The 15,859-nt window shown below is 67.5% G+C and carries 16 protein-coding genes; 9 read left to right on the top strand and 7 right to left on the bottom strand.

Annotation, left to right across the window (positions count from 1 at the left end):
- The first annotated feature begins 43 nt into the window (after nucleotides 1-43).
- The 3 genes from glpX to ABZV91_RS17650 all read left to right on the top strand — a co-directional run bounded on the left by glpX (nucleotide 44) and on the right by ABZV91_RS17650 (nucleotide 3,035).
- Nucleotides 44-1,087, top strand: coding sequence for a class II fructose-bisphosphatase (gene glpX, locus ABZV91_RS17660; protein WP_355242394.1), 1,044 nt, complete (start codon nucleotides 44-46; stop codon nucleotides 1,085-1,087).
- 261 nt (nucleotides 1,088-1,348) lie between these two features.
- A complete protein-coding gene (locus ABZV91_RS17655; RefSeq protein WP_355242391.1) occupies nucleotides 1,349-1,972 on the top strand; it encodes an esterase in 624 nt (207 codons plus the stop codon).
- A 205-nt stretch (nucleotides 1,973-2,177) separates the two neighbouring features.
- Nucleotides 2,178-3,035 (top strand): acyl-ACP desaturase, encoded by an 858-nt coding sequence (locus ABZV91_RS17650; RefSeq protein ID WP_355242389.1) that lies wholly within the window; start codon nucleotides 2,178-2,180, stop codon nucleotides 3,033-3,035.
- Between the two features lie 90 nt (nucleotides 3,036-3,125).
- Here the strand turns inward: ABZV91_RS17650 and ABZV91_RS17645 are convergent, their stop codons facing one another.
- The 5 genes from ABZV91_RS17645 to ABZV91_RS17625 all read right to left on the bottom strand — a co-directional run bounded on the left by ABZV91_RS17645 (nucleotide 3,126) and on the right by ABZV91_RS17625 (nucleotide 7,776).
- On the bottom strand, nucleotides 3,126-4,526 hold the full coding sequence (locus ABZV91_RS17645; RefSeq protein WP_355242387.1) for a class II fumarate hydratase: 1,401 nt from the start codon (nucleotides 4,524-4,526) through the stop codon (nucleotides 3,126-3,128).
- A 184-nt stretch (nucleotides 4,527-4,710) separates the two neighbouring features.
- A complete protein-coding gene (locus ABZV91_RS17640) occupies nucleotides 4,711-5,424 on the bottom strand; it encodes an ESX secretion-associated protein EspG (RefSeq protein ID WP_355242384.1) in 714 nt (237 codons plus the stop codon).
- On the bottom strand, nucleotides 5,421-6,773 hold the full coding sequence (locus ABZV91_RS17635) for a hypothetical protein (protein ID WP_355242381.1): 1,353 nt from the start codon (nucleotides 6,771-6,773) through the stop codon (nucleotides 5,421-5,423). The genes ABZV91_RS17640 and ABZV91_RS17635 overlap by 4 nt, the downstream gene beginning before the upstream one ends.
- A 2-nt stretch (nucleotides 6,774-6,775) precedes the next feature.
- Nucleotides 6,776-7,408 (bottom strand): DUF3558 domain-containing protein, encoded by a 633-nt coding sequence (locus tag ABZV91_RS17630; protein WP_355242379.1) that lies wholly within the window; start codon nucleotides 7,406-7,408, stop codon nucleotides 6,776-6,778.
- Complete coding sequence (locus tag ABZV91_RS17625) at nucleotides 7,408-7,776, bottom strand: hypothetical protein (RefSeq protein ID WP_355242376.1); 369 nt, start codon at nucleotides 7,774-7,776, stop codon at nucleotides 7,408-7,410. The genes ABZV91_RS17630 and ABZV91_RS17625 overlap by 1 nt, the downstream gene beginning before the upstream one ends.
- Before the next feature lie 846 nt (nucleotides 7,777-8,622).
- Here ABZV91_RS17625 and adh point away from each other — a divergent pair.
- The 3 genes from adh to ABZV91_RS17610 all read left to right on the top strand — a co-directional run bounded on the left by adh (nucleotide 8,623) and on the right by ABZV91_RS17610 (nucleotide 11,348).
- Complete coding sequence (gene adh / locus ABZV91_RS17620) at nucleotides 8,623-10,140, top strand: aldehyde dehydrogenase (protein WP_355242373.1); 1,518 nt, start codon at nucleotides 8,623-8,625, stop codon at nucleotides 10,138-10,140.
- Complete coding sequence (locus tag ABZV91_RS17615) at nucleotides 10,140-10,541, top strand: DUF779 domain-containing protein (protein WP_355242370.1); 402 nt, start codon at nucleotides 10,140-10,142, stop codon at nucleotides 10,539-10,541. Before adh ends, ABZV91_RS17615 begins: the two co-directional genes overlap by 1 nt.
- A gap of 333 nt (nucleotides 10,542-10,874) precedes the next feature.
- Nucleotides 10,875-11,348, top strand: a complete 474-nt coding sequence (locus ABZV91_RS17610; protein WP_355242368.1) for a VOC family protein — start codon at nucleotides 10,875-10,877, stop codon at nucleotides 11,346-11,348.
- On the opposite strand, the gene ABZV91_RS17605 is transcribed toward ABZV91_RS17610, so the two are convergent.
- Nucleotides 11,336-12,022 carry a TetR/AcrR family transcriptional regulator gene (locus tag ABZV91_RS17605; RefSeq protein ID WP_355242365.1) on the bottom strand — a complete coding sequence of 229 codons (687 nt, stop codon included), beginning with the start codon at nucleotides 12,020-12,022 and terminating at the stop codon, nucleotides 11,336-11,338. The genes ABZV91_RS17610 and ABZV91_RS17605 overlap by 13 nt on opposite strands.
- 87 nt (nucleotides 12,023-12,109) lie before the next feature.
- On the opposite strand from ABZV91_RS17605, the gene ABZV91_RS17600 reads away from it, so the two are divergent.
- Nucleotides 12,110-13,195, top strand: a complete 1,086-nt coding sequence (locus ABZV91_RS17600; RefSeq protein ID WP_355242362.1) for an epoxide hydrolase family protein — start codon at nucleotides 12,110-12,112, stop codon at nucleotides 13,193-13,195.
- A gap of 60 nt (nucleotides 13,196-13,255) precedes the next feature.
- Here the strand turns inward: ABZV91_RS17600 and ABZV91_RS17595 are convergent, their stop codons facing one another.
- Nucleotides 13,256-13,528 (bottom strand): hypothetical protein, encoded by a 273-nt coding sequence (locus ABZV91_RS17595; RefSeq protein WP_355242359.1) that lies wholly within the window; start codon nucleotides 13,526-13,528, stop codon nucleotides 13,256-13,258.
- Between the two features lie 112 nt (nucleotides 13,529-13,640).
- Between ABZV91_RS17595 and ABZV91_RS17590 the strand changes: the two genes are divergently transcribed.
- Together ABZV91_RS17590 and ABZV91_RS17585 are read left to right on the top strand one after the other, a co-directional pair.
- Nucleotides 13,641-14,024, top strand: a complete 384-nt coding sequence (locus ABZV91_RS17590; protein ID WP_355242357.1) for a DUF488 family protein — start codon at nucleotides 13,641-13,643, stop codon at nucleotides 14,022-14,024.
- Nucleotides 14,025-14,427: 403 nt separating this feature from the next.
- Nucleotides 14,428-15,777, top strand: coding sequence for a PhoH family protein (locus ABZV91_RS17585; RefSeq protein WP_355242354.1), 1,350 nt, complete (start codon nucleotides 14,428-14,430; stop codon nucleotides 15,775-15,777).
- The last annotated feature ends 82 nt before the right edge of the window (nucleotides 15,778-15,859 follow it).

Genomic DNA, 15,859 nt, shown 5'->3' with positions numbered 1-15,859 from the left:
TGCGACAATTACGGCAAGTTACACAACCTAGGAGGCACCCGCTATGACGGCATCTTCGCCCGCTTCGAGCCGCCGCGAGGCGCCCGACCGCAACCTCGCGCTCGAACTCGTCCGCGTCACCGAAGCCGGTGCCATGGCAGCGGGACGCTGGGTGGGCAAGGGCGACAAGGAGGGCGGCGACGGGGCGGCCGTGGATGCCATGCGGCAGCTGGTGAGCTCGGTGTCCATGAGCGGCATCGTGGTGATCGGCGAGGGCGAGAAGGACGAAGCGCCCATGCTGTACAACGGCGAGAACGTGGGCGACGGCACCGGCCCGGAGGTCGACTTCGCGGTCGATCCGATCGACGGCACCACCCTGATGTCGAAGGGGTCGCCCGGCGCCATCTCGGTGCTGGCGGTCGCCGAACGCGGCGCCATGTTCGACCCGTCGGCCGTGTTCTACATGCACAAGATCGCGGTCGGTCCCGACGCCGCCGACGTGATCGATATCTCGGTGCCGATCGGCGAGAACATCCGCAAGGTCGCCAAGGCCAAGCACGCCTCGGTCTCCGATATCACCGTGTGCATCCTGGACCGCCCGCGCCACGGCGACCTGATCCAGGAGGTCCGCGACGCCGGCGCCCGGATCCGCTTGATCTCCGACGGTGACGTGGCCGGCGCCATCGCCGCCGCGCGACCCGATTCCGGGACCGACATCCTGGTCGGCATCGGCGGCACCCCCGAGGGCATCATCGCCGCCGCCGCCATGCGCTGTATGGGCGGCGCGCTGCAGGGCAAGCTCGCCCCCAAGGACGACGAGGAACGGCAGAAGGCGATCGACGCCGGGCACGATCTGGACCGGGTCCTGGTCACCGAGGACCTGGTTGCCGGGGAGAACGTCTTCTTCTGTGCCACCGGTGTCACCGACGGCGATCTACTGCGCGGGGTCCGCTACTACGGCGGCGGCGCGTCCACCCAGTCCATCGTGATGCGGTCGAAATCGGGCACGGTCCGCATGATCGACGCCTACCACCGGCTCACCAAACTGCGCGAGTACTCGTCGGTCGATTTCCACGGCGACGAGCACGCGAACCCACCGCTGCCCTGACCGCCGCGCGTGCGGTCCGGGCCCACTCCGGACCGCACGTGGTCGCTCCGGCACGCCCGGGTGCACACCCGTCGTGGCCAGCAACTTTCTGGCATCCGGCATTTTCGGCCGGTTGTTCCGGGTAATATCCGCGTGGCCACCGAACCCGGCGGCGTCACGGAATCCCGGACTCGATAGCCGTCACGTTGCCGAACCCACAGCCGGAGTGATGAACCGCCATGCTCTGCCCGTCCATCACGCCGGCCTCGCGAGAGGATGGACATGCACCACTTCGCTCGACGTTCGGCCGGATTCACCATGGCACTCGCCGCCGCGGGTCTGCTCGTCGCGGGCTGCGGTGACGACGACAACTCGGTGTCGGATACCGTCGGTTCCCTGACCTCGGCGGTCATGCCCGGCGGCAACAGCGGGACCGGCGCCCCGTCCGCGTCCCCGGGCGCCGAGGGCTCGGCCACCGAGACGACGGGTGCCGAGGGGTCGGCCACCCCCGACGAAGACCCCAATGCCGATGCCGGCGAAACCACCGTGCGGACCCCGGACGGCACCGAGGTCACCGTGAAGGGCAGCATCTATCAGAAGTACACCGAGGCCGGCGGACCGACCGGCGCGCTCGGTATGCCCGAGGGCGAGGAGCAGGTCGCCGGCGACGGTGGTCGCTACCAGAACTTCTCCGGCGGCACGATCTTCTTCAGCGAGGACACCGGCGCCCATATCGTCTGGGGCGATATCCGCGAAGCCTGGGAGGCCAACGGCGGCGCGGACGGCAAACTCGGCTTCCCCACCTCCGATGAGGAGAACACCCCGGACGGCAAGAAGAGCGAATTCGAGGGCGGCACCATCACCTGGAATTCCTCGGACCGTTCCACCACGGTCACCGAGAAATGAGCTACCGCACTCGGGGCGCCCATCACGGTGGGCGCCCCGAGCGCTGTCCGGGCGTCTGCGCACCGTCCACCCTGGAATCTCCGTTCACATGCGGGGACGGGACCGATTGTGCGCCTGCCCCAACCGCCCGGGCCGTATCACCGAGATTCCCCAACCCGACCCCGGCGCTCACCCCGTACCCGGTCCGACCCGCTACCGTGTGTGCGTGCAGAAACTGTTGACCGACCGCGACCTGCTGGAATCGCTCGCGGTAGAGGTGGAACTGACCATGCGGCGCCATACCGAGATCGCCGATGAATGGCAGCCGCACGACTTCGTCCCGTGGGACGACGGCCGCAACTTCGCCTTCCTCGGCGGCGAGGACTGGGACCCCGCGCAGTCCGAGCTCAGCGATACCGCCCGGCTTGCGCTCACCGTGAGCGTGCTGATCGCCGACAACCTGCCCTCGTACCATCGCGAGCTCGGCAAATATCTGCGCACCGGCGCGTGGTGGCGCTGGGTCGGCCGCTGGACCGCCGAGGAGGCCCGGCACTCCATCGTGATCCGCAATTACCTGATGGTCACCCGGGCCTGCGACCCGGTGGAGCTGGAACGGCTGCGGATGGGCCATATGACCGACGGCTTCCGGCGCGAGCCGCTGCACCTGCTGGATGTGCTGGCCGCTTGCGCGTTCGAGGAGACCGCCGCCGCCGTACGCCAGCGCAATACCGCCGCGCTCGGGGAGAACCCGCTGATCACCGCGATCAGCGAGCAGATCGCGAAGGACGACGAGCGGCAGGCCGCGGTATTCGCCGATCTCGTCGCAGCCGGTTTCGACGAGACCCCGGACCAGACCATGCGCGCCGTCGCCGACCAGGTCGCCGCGTTCCGGGTCCCCTCGGTCACTCTGCCCGACGGGCGCAGCAGCGACGAAGCGCTCGCCGATGCCGGCATCTACGACCCGCAGCGGCAGGACGACCTGATCTTCGCACCGCTGCTGCGGCGCTGGGACGTGTTCGGCCGTACCGACCTCGGCGAATCCGGCGAGGCGGCCCGGGAAGAACTGGCCCGGTTCCGGTCCTGAATCCGCTACGGCGACGCGACCGTCGAACAACGGTCGCGTCGCACCGCATACCGCGTAACCCGGCGCCTGCGTGGCCGGGTCGACGCGGCCTCAGTCGTTGTCGATATTCGTCATCGACAGCACATCCAGACGCCGGTCCAGTTCTTCCTCACTGAGCGCGTCTCCGATCAGTCCGCGATCGATCACCGTCTGCCGGATCGTCTTCTGTTCCCGCAGCGCCTGTTTGGCCACCGCCGCCGCCTCCTCGTACCCGATCGCCGAATTCAGCGGGGTCACAATGGACGGCGAGGATTCGGCCAGCGTGCGCAGCCGTTCGGCGTCGGCGGTCAGCCCGTGCACACACCGGTCGGCGAACAACCGTGACACCGCGGCCAGCAGCCGGATGGATTCGAGCACATTACGCGCCATCACCGGGATGTAGACGTTCAGTTCGAAATGGCCACCCGCACCTGCGAAAGCGACCGCGGCATCGTTGCCGATCACCTGTGCCGCCACCTGCGTGACCGCCTCCGGCAGGACCGGATTCACCTTTCCCGGCATGATCGAACTCCCCGGCTGCAGGTCGGGCAGTTGCAGTTCACCCAGCCCGGTCAGCGGCCCCGAACCCATCCAGCGGATATCGTTGGCGATCTTGGTCAGGCTCACCGCGACCGTGCGCAGCGCCCCGGAGACCTCCACCAGCCCGTCCCGCGCCGCCTGAGCCTCGAAATGATCCTCGGCCTCGGTCAGCGCGTCGATCCCGGTGGCCCGCACCAACTCGGCCACCACCTTCGCCCCGAACCCGGCGGGCGCGTTCAGCCCGGTCCCGACGGCGGTACCGCCGATCGGCAGTTCACCCAGCCGCGGCAGCGTCGCCAGCAGCCGTTCCATACCCGCCGCGACCTGCCGGGTGTAGCCGCCGAACTCCTGACCCAGCGTCACCGGGACCGCGTCCATCAGGTGGGTGCGCCCCGATTTCACCACGGTGCGCCATTCGGTCGCCTTGTCCAGCAGCGCCAGCCGCAGATGTTCCAGCGCGGGCAGCAGATCCTTGATCACGGCCTCGGTGGCGGCCAGGTGAGTCGCTGTCGGGAAGGTGTCGTTCGACGACTGGGACATGTTCACGTGGTCGTTCGGATGCACGGTGACCCCGCGCGCGGCCGCGATCGAGGCGATCACCTCGTTGGCGTTCATATTCGAACTGGTCCCCGAGCCGGTCTGGAACACATCGATCGGGAACTGGTCGTCGTGGCGGCCCTCCGCGATCTCGGCGGCGGCCGCCACGATCGCCGCGGCCCGCTCCTCGTCGAGCAACCCCAGATCCCGGTTCACCACCGCGCAGGCCCCCTTCAGCAGCCCGAGCGCCCGGATCTGCGCCCGCTCCAGGCCCCGCCCGCTGATCGGGAAATTCTCCACCGCCCGCTGAGTCTGGGCACGCCACAGCGCGTCCACCGGAACGCGGACCTCGCCCATGGTGTCGTGCTCGATGCGGTACTGCTTCTCCTCGCTCATGTCCCCGACCCTATGCCGCGTCCCGACGATGTCGGCGTGCCACGCGTGAGGTCTGGATCACCGGAATTCCTCTCGAAAGGTCCGCTCCCGCGTAGACCCGGGCGCACCTGCCCGGTACCCACGCGCCCTACGAGCACGTGCTGATCGACCGAGACCCCCGATCGCCGGGCGGCCTCGTCGGCCTTCAGTCGTGTCCGGCGCAGACGAGCCGGTCGATCTCGCGACTCAACTCCGCGTGCGAGATCGGGTCGATATGAAAATCCTGGTAGCGGTGCCGATAGACGTAGCGCCCGTCGTCGGCGACATCGAACCAGCTCAGGTAGCGGGGTGGCGGCGGGTCCGGCGCACGCAACCGATGACGCGCCTCCAGGAATCCGGACCCCGCGCGTGGCGCCTTCAGCAGGCGGCGCATCCGGTCGGCCGGCCGGGGTCTACCGCCGTTCCACACCTCATAGGTGTCACGGAGCCGGTCGATACTCTCCACCAGCGGTGCCCGGCTCCCCTTGGGCTGTTCCCCCAGGATCTGGAGAAAAATCTTGGGGACCAGGGCGGAGGAGCCGACCTGGAGCACGAACTTGCCGTCGAAATCCGTAGTGGTGCCCGGGAATTGCACAGCGGTGACGGCCACCTGCCCGGCGAACGCCCCGTACGCGCGGATGCGATGCCGGCGGCTACCCGACAGAGTGAGCGTGTACTCGGGGTCGGCGGCGACTCGCAACGCGGCCGTGAGGTCGGGATCACCGCCCCGGGGGTACGCGCTCGTGATCCTTGCCGCCAGCCGCTGGAACTCGTCCTCCCAGCGCACCGACGACCGCACCTCGAGCGGATACGGATACCGGTCTTTACCGGTCTCCTTCCAGACGTGCACGAACTCGTCCGGGGTGAACTCCCATTTCACCGCCGGTCACCGCGATCATCGGCCGGCTGCGCGGCGGGGGCGTCGGCCCCGAGAACACCGCCCAAGGCACTGATCCGCGGGCCGAACAACTCCTCTTCACGATCCCGGACCAGGTAGTCGGGGGTTTTGTGTTCGTCGTCGTCCTCCCCGCGCCTGCCGGCACCGGGGGGCATCATGCCCGGCATCCCGGACATTCCCCGGCCGGCACCCACGGCCGTGGAAGCCGCACTCGGCGACCCGGCGGACGTATTGAGCCCCCCGGGGGTGCCGGTCACTGTCTTGCCCGGTGCCTGCGTCTGCGGGGTGCCACCGGGCGTCCCGGCCGGATTCCCGGCGGGGACGGAGGGCGAACCGGTGGTGGTGGTCGAGGTGGTGCGCTGCGGGTCGCCGGACGGGGTGCCGGTTGTCGTAGTGGTCGGCTGCCCGGTGGTCGGGTTCTCGTTCGATCCGGCGGTGGTGGTCTGCGAATCCTCCTCGGTACCCGCGGTTCCGGGACTCTCCCCCGCGGTTTCGTCCTCGCCGGGCGTTTCGGAACCGGGAGTTTCACCGCCGGGGGCGGAGGAGATCGTCGTAGTGCCGTCGGGCCCGGTGGTGGACGTCCCGCCCGGAACGGACGGCCCCGGTCCGTCACCCGGCGCCTGGACCGGCACGAAGGTCGGCACGCCGTCACCCGCGGGCTGGTAGGTCGGTTTGTAGGCCATGTTCATGGCTTCCACCGCAACCAGCCGCTGCTCCTCCTTGTATCGATCGAGTGCGGCGGTAGCGGCAGGGTCGGTGGCGCCGACCACGGTTTGCGCGATGTGGGCCGGATCGACCATCGAAGTGGTGCTCGCGGGGTTTGTCCCGGGAGTTCGAGTCGGCGGTGGAGGGACGGACTTCTTGACCACTTCGGCCCCGTAGGCTGCGGCCTTGACCCGTAAACCCACTGATCGGATGACTTCCTGCACATCGGTCGCCTGGTCGTAGAACCTTCGAGCAGCCTGAGTGGCAGCGTCGGCGAACTGACCATCGAGCCCGTCGGAAAGTTCTCGCTGAATGGCCAGATGGGCACCCAACAAACCACCGCTGAGGGCAATTGCAGCCGCGCCATACGTGTCGGCGAAGGCGTGCATCAGGCCGGGAGCCATTTCCTCGACCTTCGAATAGATCTCTTCGTGCGATATCCCTTCGAATTGCTCCATCGCGGTGATATAGGACGAATCTCTACCACCATGGGAGACCTGAGCCCCGAAGTGCTCCGCACCGGATTGGCTCTGTTGTCCGGCCAGCCGGTCCTGAACCGAGGAGGGATCGATCCCGAGAGACGGACCGAAGAACCCCAACGGTGAGGGTTGCTGCTCCCCGCCCATGGTTAATTCTCCGCTCCGATCGACGGTTCGAGAGCTTCCGCGATGCGCAGGACTCCGTCGCACCTCTCCAAGCCGGCCTCCGAACCTTCGAAAGTCCTTGTCGTATTGAAGATCACAAAGCCGACTCTGGTACGAACATGTATGTCGCAGGTCTTCACCAAATGCGGGTCGCGAACCCACATCGCTTCGCGACCGTTGACCACCAGCGGCTCGCTGATCTCCCCGTTCTTGTCCAAGTCCTCCTGCCAGCTGGCATTTCCCGAATCAATCTGCAAGTTCCAGTGCAGGCCGTCGAAATCGCAGGTCAAAAATGTGTACTCGGTGATCAGATCCTGACCTCGCCGTCGACTGGCCGGATCCAAGCCCGCGCGCGCGACGGCATCGTCACCGATCCACGTGCACGGGTCGAATACGACCTTCGAACGTTTTCCACCGGTGTACTCGTTCTCTTGCGACGGTGGCTGCAGATGCGGGGCCGTGAGGGTGGGGCGGGAGGTGACGCCTTCCGAACTACTCGGTATATCCGCTGAAACAGGTGTCGGCTCCGCCGGGGCATCGGGCTCCCGCGCGCATCCGACGCTGAGCACCAGCAGGGCACAAGTTGCGGCAGCAGTCGCCAGATCGGAAAGTCTCATCACTCCTGAACCTCCGCAGCCGCATCGATCGCACGCCTGTTCATCTCATCAGCCTCTTCGAACGCACCACCGGCCTGGAGAAAGGCCGCGGCCATCCGGAACGCGGCTTCTTTCAGGTCGGACAACGCTTGGATCGTGAGCACGTGCTTGTCCTCGAAACCTTTTCGGAGTTGCGCGGCCGAGTCGAATCCACCGAAACCCTCCAGGCGATAGATGCGCTGGATCGCAGCTGTTTGTGGGTCCAGGCACGTATCGACCAACCGGGTGTACACCGCCGCACATCGTTCCGCGGCCCCCCGCTCCATCCGGAATGTCCCCGCCACGGCCTGCTGATACAGCGATGTCGCGGTCCCCTGCCCCACATCCATCCCGCTCGGCCCACCCTTCCGTAAACTTCACTCACCATACTGGACGCACCCGCCACCACTCCGGTTCCGCCGGAGCCGCGGCCGGCGCGGAATCGCCTCGAGGCAAGCCGGTTCGATCCTTCTGTCCTTCGACGCCCGGGCAGCGCTCACTGGTGATCCAGGTGAGCATCACTCGACGGCGGATCATCCTCCTCGCGCCGGCGGTGCCGTTTCGGCGGCGGCAGGGCGCGGTGGCCGTTCTCGATCCCGGCTGTGCGGGAACGGGCCGATCGAAGCGGGTGCGACGTCAACGATTCACCACGCCTCGAACGCGAGGCCTCGGTCAGCGACCGTGCCGGCTCCGGCCTGTCCCACCGGCCGTACGCGAACATGCGGGGCGATTGCCCACCCCAAGGAGTCCGCTCGCGACTGTTGCCGATCGGTCGGCGCCATATCCCGGCCGCTCGGTCACCGGGCAGCGCGCCGGGAGTCGCACCGACCCGTCGCGGAACCGAGGTCCCCGCCTCGGTCGCCGTGGGCCTGTCCCAGCGCTACGCCGGACTCGCGCGGCGACGACGTCGTGCAACCGGTCGGTACACGTACGGCCACGATGGCCGTGTCGCCTGCTTCCTCGGTTTCGTCCGCCTGATCGATGGCCGAGGCCCGTCCTCCGGACGCGTATCCCCCGCCGTCAACGTCGGTTTTCCGGCTGCCACCGCCTCGACCAGCGTCGATGCGATACCGGTCGCAATCGATCCCACGTTTCGGCGCGAACTCGGCGTACTACTGTCCACCACGCGGCATAGTGAGGTACATCACGCTCCATCCGGCGTGCGTTCAGCGCCCGAGTCGACCGAGGAGTTCGTCATGACCTACGCCAAGCCCGGTGCCGACGGCAGCATCGTCAGCTATGCCCGCCGATACGACAATTTCATCGGCGGGGAGTGGACCGCGCCTGTCGAAGGTAGATACTTCGACAATCCGTCGCCGGTCGATGGCGAGACCTTCTGCGAGGTGGCGCGTTCCACCGCACCAGATGTGGAAGCGGCGCTGGATGCCGCGCATGCCGCCGCCGACGGGTGGGGTGCGACTTCCACCACCGAGCGCGCGAATATTCTCAACAAGATCGCGGACCGGATCGAGGAGAATCTGGAGGCGCTTGCGGTCGCGGAGACCTGGGAGAACGGGAAGCCGGTCCGGGAGACGAAGGCGGCGGACCTGCCGCTGGCCGTGGATCATTTCCGGTATTTCGCGGGAGCCATCCGTGCCCAGGAGGGTGGTATCAGCGAGATCGACGCCGATACCATCGCCTATCACTTCCACGAGCCGCTGGGCGTGGTCGGCCAGATCATTCCGTGGAATTTCCCGATTCTCATGGCCACCTGGAAATTGGCCCCGGCGCTGGCGGCCGGGAACGCGGTGGTGCTGAAACCGGCCGAGCAGACGCCGGCGTCGATCATGAAGGTGGTCGAGCTCATCGCCGACCTGTTGCCGCCGGGTGTGCTGAATGTGGTGAACGGTTTCGGGGTGGAGACCGGTAAGCCACTGGCGTCGAGTCCGCGGGTGGCGAAGGTGGCGTTCACCGGGGAGACCACCACGGGCCGGCTGATCATGCAGTACGCGAGCGAGAACATCATCCCGGTCACCCTGGAACTGGGCGGGAAGAGTCCGAATATCTTCCTGCCGGATGTGCTGGCGGCCGACGACGATTTCCTGGACAAGGCGGTCGAGGGGTTCGTGATGTTCGCGCTGAACCAGGGCGAGGTCTGCACCTGTCCGTCGCGGGCACTCGTCCATTCGTCCATCTACGACGAATTCATGGCCCGCTGTGTCGAGCGCACCCAGGCGATCGTGAGCGGCGATCCGCTCGACGACGCGACCATGATCGGCGCGCAGGCCAGTAACGACCAGCTCGAGAAGATCCTGTCCTACATCGACATCGGTAAGAAGGAAGGCGCCGAGGTGCTCACCGGCGGGGGTTCCCGTTCGGTGGAGGGTTACCCGAACGGCTTCTACGTGGAGCCGACCATTTTCAAGGGCAGCAACGATATGCGCATCTTCCAGGAGGAGATCTTCGGCCCGGTCGTCTCGGTCACCACGTTCGATTCCACCGAGGAGGCCCTGAAGATCGCGAACGACACCCTCTACGGTCTCGGCGCGGGTGTCTGGACCCGGGACGGGAATACCGCCTACCGGCTCGGTCGCGGTATCAAGGCCGGGCGCGTGTGGACGAACTGCTATCATGCCTATCCGGCGCACGCGGCGTTCGGCGGCTACAAGAAGTCGGGTATCGGCCGGGAGAACCACGCGCAGATGCTCGACCACTACCAACAGACCAAGAACCTGCTGGTCAGCTACTCACCGCAGAAGCTCGGGTTCTTCTGATGCCGGACCCGAACCGGGTGGAACTCACCGCGACCGCCGTCGATCTGCTGCACGATTTGATCGCACGGCACGGTCCGGTGATGTTCCATCAGTCCGGCGGATGCTGCGACGGCAGCGCGCCCATGTGTTACCCGCGGGGCGAGTTCCGGGTGGGGGCGCAGGATGTGCTGCTGGGGCAGCTGGACGTGGACACCCCGTTCTGGATGAGCGCGGACCAGTACGAGTACTGGAAGCACACCCATCTGACGGTGGACGTGGTACCCGGGCGCGGGAGCGGTTTCTCGCTGGAGGCGCCGGAGGGTGTCCGGTTCCTGATCCGGTCCCGGCTGCTCACCGATGAGGAGTTCCTCCGCCTCGAAGCCGCCCCGCCCCCACCGACGGGTGCCGATCTCACCGACTGATCGCCTTCCGACCCGGGCCCGGCGGCCGGACCGGACGCGTCCATGACCGCGACAACTCGTCGAGCGGTACCGATCCACCTCACCCTTCCGCTCGTGGCGGTCACGGTCGGCACCCACGCCCGGGCGAAGGCGGCGACCGATCGGCGGCACGAAGCCCCGGGCTACGAAGGCCCGACCCGCGGACGCCGGCTACCGCCGACCCGGGCCCGGCGGGTCGAGCGGGGTGCGCCGCCGCGGTATCGGATCATCGATCCAATCCCTCCGGGGCCGATCAATTCCGGCTCCGGGCTCCGTCGTCAGTGCATACCAGCTGTCAGGCCGAGGAGGAGCGTCATGCAGAAGATCGTCACCAATCTCTGGTACGACACGCAGGCCGAGGAGGCCGCGGAGTTCTACTGTTCCCTGTTCCCGGACGGGAAGATCACCGGTGTGCAGCGCTATACGGAGTCCGGTATGCGGGAGGCGGGAACGGTGATGCTGGTCGATTTCCAGCTCGCCGGGCAGCAGTTCACCGCGATCAACGGTGGCGGCGACTACCACTACACCCACGCCATGTCGCTGCTGGTCAACTGTGACGATCAGGCCGAGGTGGACCGGCTGTGGGAGGCGCTGCTCGCCGACGGTGGTGCGGAGGTCCAGTGCGGCTGGCTCAACGACAAGTACGGGGTGCCGTGGCAGATCTGGCCCAGCGAGGCCAACGAACTGCTCTCCGGTGACGATCCGGCGGCGGTCGACCGGGCGCTCGCGGCCATGTACCGGATGAAGAAGATCGATCTGCGGGCGATGCGGGAGGCCTACGCCGGCTGATCCGCTTCCGGCGGCCGCGCCGGGTGGGTTCCGGCGCGTTGCCAGCGCCAGGCGAACTCACCCGGCCGCGGCGGCGGGCCCGGCAGCTCGCCCGCGGCGGTCAACCCGGCGATCAGGACCGCGAGCACCCGGCGGCGCAGTTGCGCGGTGCGCCGCCGGTCGGGTGTCGACACGGCCGCGCACGCTTCCAATATCAGGCCGATGTCCTGCGGCGTCACCCCTTCTCGCAGCCGGCCCGTCGCATGGGCGCGGCGCACGAGTTCCGTATTCGCCTCGTCGGCGTGCGCCACGTCGGGCCGCATTCCCGGGTCGGGCTCGAAAGTGCCCGCGAGGTGGACGGTCAAGGAGTGCACATCGGCGTCGACCACGCGTTCCAGGAATCCCACCAGGGCCTGCCAGCCGTCGGGCTCGCCCAGCGCGGCGTCGGCCTCCGCATTGTAGCGGCGCAGCCCGTCGTGGCACAGGGTGCGCAGCAGCGCCTCCTTGCTGGGATAGCGGCGGTAGAGCGCGCTGATCCCGACGCCCGCGCGTTCGGCGACCGCGGCGATCGGCGCTTTCGGCTCGGCCAGGAACACCTCCCGAGCGGCTTCCAGAACGAGGCTGTCGTTGCGGGCGGCTTGCGCTCGACGGCCGGCGAGGGGCTTGTGAGCAGGCGTTTCCATTGATCCGGACATAGGCCGAGCATAGCACTTGAAACGGAATGTTCCGTTCTGTTATCTTGAAACAGAACAAAGCATTCCGTTCCAAGAAGAGGATTCGACATGGCCCCCGTTCAGCCCTTCCGCATCCAGATCCCCCAGGCCGATATCGACGACCTGCGCCGCCGGCTCGGGCGCAGCCGGTGGGCCGACCAGATCCCGGGCTCCGGCGACGAGTACGGCGTGAGTGTCGACCGAGTACGCGCCCTGGCCGAGCACTGGCTGCGGCTCGATTGGCGGAAGCTGGAGGAGCGGCTCAACGCCCACCCCCATTTCGTCACCGAGATCGACGGTCAGCAGATCCACTTCCTGCACGTACGCGCCCAGCAGGGCACCGGGTTCCCGCTCGTACTCACCCACGGCTGGCCGGGCACCTTCATCGAATTCCTGCGCTTGATCGAGCCCCTGACCGCCGCGGGTTTCGATCTCGTCGTCCCCTCGGTTCCCGGTTACGGCTTCTCCGGACCCACCACCGAGAAGGGCTGGAACGACCAGCGGATCGCCCGCGCCTGGGCCGAGCTGATGAACCGGCTGGGCTATCGGCGATATGGCGCGGTGGGCAACGACGGCGGATCGTCGATCTCGGTCGAACTCGGCCGGATCGCACCGGACCGCGTGGTGGGAATGCATGTGGCGCAGGTGTATTCGTTCCCCTCGGGCGACCCCGCCGAGCTGGCGGACCTCGATGCCGACGAGCATCGATCCCTGGAGACCCTGAACTGGTTCGTGGCGAACAAGATGGGTTTCAACGTGCTGCAGTCACAGCAACCGCAGACCCTCGCGCACGCCCTCGCGGACTCACCGGCGGGGCTGCTCGGCTGGAACAGTCAGCTGCTGGGCCCGGACCTGGACGATGATTTCGTGATCGCCAATATCGCCGTCCACTGGTTCACCGGCACGGCGGGTTCGGCGATCCGGCACTATTTCGAGAAGGACAAGGCCGCGGCCCCCACGGCACCGTCGACGGTGCCGCTCGCGCTGTGCGGCTCCACCGGCGATTTCCACGGGATCCGGCGGTTCGCCGAGCGGGATCACCACATCGTGTCGTGGCGTACGCACGACGTGCACACCCACTACCTGCACCATGTCGCGACGGATCTCATGGCCGCCGAGATCACCGCGTTCTTCGGCGAGCACCGGGGCGAGTGAGCCGAGGCCGTGGCGATCCGTGCACCGCGGCGAGTCCGCGGGGCACGACGCCGCGCACGGTCAGGAATGCTCCTTCAAGTAATCCAGATAGAACCCGCGCAGCGCCTCGGCGAGTTCACCGTCACCGGCGTGGACGTAGTCGTCGAGCATGGGCACCACCCATTTGATATCGGCTTCGCTCTCCCCGGTCCGGCCCGCGGTGGCCTCCGCCGCCGGGATCCGGGTCAACAGCTCCCAGAGGAAGCGGATATCACCGTGCCGCACCGCGGACCTGACCGCGCGGTCGTGCAGTTCCTTCGACGAGAGCTTGTCCAACTCCTCGTACTCGGTCATACCGCCGACTCTAATCCCGGCACCGGGTTCCGGGCTCGGTTTCCGGGAGGGTCGTCCGGTCGTCGCCGCGTGGCGTACCCGCTCCGGGCCGATACCGTGCTGCGATGACCCGATGACCGACCGAACCTTCACCCCGCCGCCCGGCTTCCAGGTCAAACGCGTATACGAGGCGCCCGCGGTCGAGGACGGATACCGGGTGCTCGTCGACCGTCTGTGGCCGCGCGGCCTCGCCAAGGCCGCGGCCGGGATCGACGAATGGGCCAAGGAGATCACCCCCTCGACCGAGCTGCGCCGATGGTTCCACGAGGACCCGGACGGCCGGCGCGCCGAATTCGCCGACCGCTATCGCGCCGAGCTCGCCGAGCCGGCGGCCCGCGAATCACTGCGCCGGTTACGTGAGCGCGCCGGCAGCAGCCCGCCGGTGACTCTCGTCACCGCGGTCAAAGAGCCGGGTCACAGTCACGTTCCGGTACTCGCGGAGCAGTTGGGCGACTGAGGCGGCCCGCACCGGGCGACACGAAGGCGAACCCGGAGCGAACACGCCGCCGCCGGGCCGGGTTTCCGCCAATTTCACCGATACCTGATCCGAATCGATCGAGGGCGACCAATACCCACGCTGACCTGCGCGAAACCGACCGAACCGGGGTCAGTTCACAGCAAATTCACCAAAGCCTCCCGCATTTCTCCGAGCGCACAGGGGTGGTGAGGAGGTAGCTTCGGAGTGGCGGGTCGCACGTTGCGGTTCGCTCGGGAGGTCCTGACCGTGACTGAGAAACTCAGTACGAGGGGGCCGGCACCCGGTCCTCGTGGCCACTGACGCACCCCGTCAGCAGCCATCCGGACCTACCGGCCCAGCGAGACTGTCTGTGTGGGTGCCGCGCAGACCCTAGGAGCCTACCGTGACTGATAATCGCTCCGTATCCGCCCCTTCGGCGAATTCTCGCTCCATTCAGAAAGGTTTGAAAACCTTCGTCATCGACACCTCGGTGCTGCTGTCGGACCCCTGGGCAGTGACCCGGTTCGGCGAACACCATGTGGTGCTGCCGCTGGTCGTGATCAGCGAACTCGAAGGCAAACGACACCATCACGAACTCGGCTGGTTCGCCCGCGAGGCCCTGCGCATGCTCGACGATCTGCGGGTGGCGCACGGCCGGCTCGACGAACCGCTGCCGATAGGTACCGACGGCGGCACGGTGCAGGTGGAACTGAACCACACCGACCCCTCGGTGTTGCCGGTCGGTTTCCGCACCGAGAGCAACGATTCGCGCATCCTGGCCTGCGCGCTGAATTTCGCGGCCGAGGGATGCCAGGTGGTGTTGGTGTCCAAGGACATCCCGATGCGGGTGAAGGCCAGCGCGGTAGGTCTACGGGCGGAGGGATATCACGCACAGGATGTGGTGACCTCCGGTTGGACGGGCATGGTCGAGATCGACACCGCCTCCGAAGTCGTCGACCGGCTCTACAGCGAATCGGTCGTCGATCTCGACGAGGCACGAGAACTGCCCTGCCACACCGGAATCCGGCTCCTCGGTAACAGTTCCAGCGCGCTCGGCCGGGTGACCCCGGACAAACGGGTGCAGCTGGTCCGGGAACGGGAGGCGTTCGGGCTGCACGGCCGCTCCGCGGAACAGCGGGTCGCCCTGGACCTGCTGCTCGACGAGAGCGTCGGCATCGTCTCGCTGGGCGGCCGCGCCGGCACCGGTAAATCCGCGCTGGCACTCACCGCCGGGCTGGAAGCGGTGCTGGAGAAGCGCACTCAGCGCAAGGTCGTGGTCTTCCGGCCGTTGTACGCGGTGGGCGGTCAGGAACTCGGCTATCTGCCGGGCACCGAGAACGAGAAGATGGGCCCGTGGGCGCAGGCCGTCTTCGACACCCTGGACGGTCTGGTCAGCCGCGAGGTCATGGAGGAGGTGCTCAGCCGGGATATGCTGGAAGTTCTGCCGCTGACCCATATTCGAGGCCGGTCGCTGCACGATTCTTTCGTGATCGTGGACGAAGCCCAGTCACTGGAACGCAATGTTCTGTTGACGGTGCTGAGCCGGCTCGGCAGTGGCTCCCGGGTGGTTCTGACCCACGATGTGGCGCAGCGTGACAATCTGCGGGTCGGCCGGCACGACGGTGTCGCCGCGGTGGTCGAGAAGCTCAAGGGTCATCCCTTGTTCGCGCATATCACCCTGACTCGCAGCGAGCGGTCACCGATCGCCGCGCTGGTCACCGAAATGCTGGAGGAATACGGGCCCAACGCCTAGCGCCCCGCGCCGCCGTTCGAGAGCGCCGTGGTGGGGGCACGAAACGCGGGCGCGGCAAAGCCCGCGCCGGGGGAGCGGCCGG

The organism is Nocardia sp. NPDC004568, from assembly GCF_040609955.1.
GTDB lineage: Bacteria > Actinomycetota > Actinomycetes > Mycobacteriales > Mycobacteriaceae > Nocardia.
This window is presented reverse-complemented; position numbering and strand designations above follow the sequence as displayed.

Excerpts from the sequence above, each read along its gene's own strand:
- glpX (WP_355242394.1), top strand. The coding sequence starts at position 44 with ATGACGGCATCTTCGCCCGCTTCGAGCCGCCGCGAGGCGCCCGACCGC.
- ABZV91_RS17655 (WP_355242391.1), top strand. The coding sequence starts at position 1,349 with ATGCACCACTTCGCTCGACGTTCGGCCGGATTCACCATGGCACTCGCC.
- ABZV91_RS17645 (WP_355242387.1), bottom strand. The coding sequence starts at position 4,526 with ATGAGCGAGGAGAAGCAGTACCGCATCGAGCACGACACCATGGGCGAG.
- ABZV91_RS17635 (WP_355242381.1), bottom strand. The coding sequence starts at position 6,773 with ATGGGCGGGGAGCAGCAACCCTCACCGTTGGGGTTCTTCGGTCCGTCT.
- ABZV91_RS17630 (WP_355242379.1), bottom strand. The coding sequence starts at position 7,408 with ATGAGACTTTCCGATCTGGCGACTGCTGCCGCAACTTGTGCCCTGCTG.
- ABZV91_RS17625 (WP_355242376.1), bottom strand. The coding sequence starts at position 7,776 with ATGGATGTGGGGCAGGGGACCGCGACATCGCTGTATCAGCAGGCCGTG.
- adh (WP_355242373.1), top strand. The coding sequence starts at position 8,623 with ATGACCTACGCCAAGCCCGGTGCCGACGGCAGCATCGTCAGCTATGCC.
- ABZV91_RS17615 (WP_355242370.1), top strand. The coding sequence starts at position 10,140 with ATGCCGGACCCGAACCGGGTGGAACTCACCGCGACCGCCGTCGATCTG.
- ABZV91_RS17610 (WP_355242368.1), top strand. The coding sequence starts at position 10,875 with ATGCAGAAGATCGTCACCAATCTCTGGTACGACACGCAGGCCGAGGAG.
- ABZV91_RS17605 (WP_355242365.1), bottom strand. The coding sequence starts at position 12,022 with ATGTCCGGATCAATGGAAACGCCTGCTCACAAGCCCCTCGCCGGCCGT.
- ABZV91_RS17600 (WP_355242362.1), top strand. The coding sequence starts at position 12,110 with ATGGCCCCCGTTCAGCCCTTCCGCATCCAGATCCCCCAGGCCGATATC.
- ABZV91_RS17595 (WP_355242359.1), bottom strand. The coding sequence starts at position 13,528 with ATGACCGAGTACGAGGAGTTGGACAAGCTCTCGTCGAAGGAACTGCAC.
- ABZV91_RS17590 (WP_355242357.1), top strand. The coding sequence starts at position 13,641 with ATGACCGACCGAACCTTCACCCCGCCGCCCGGCTTCCAGGTCAAACGC.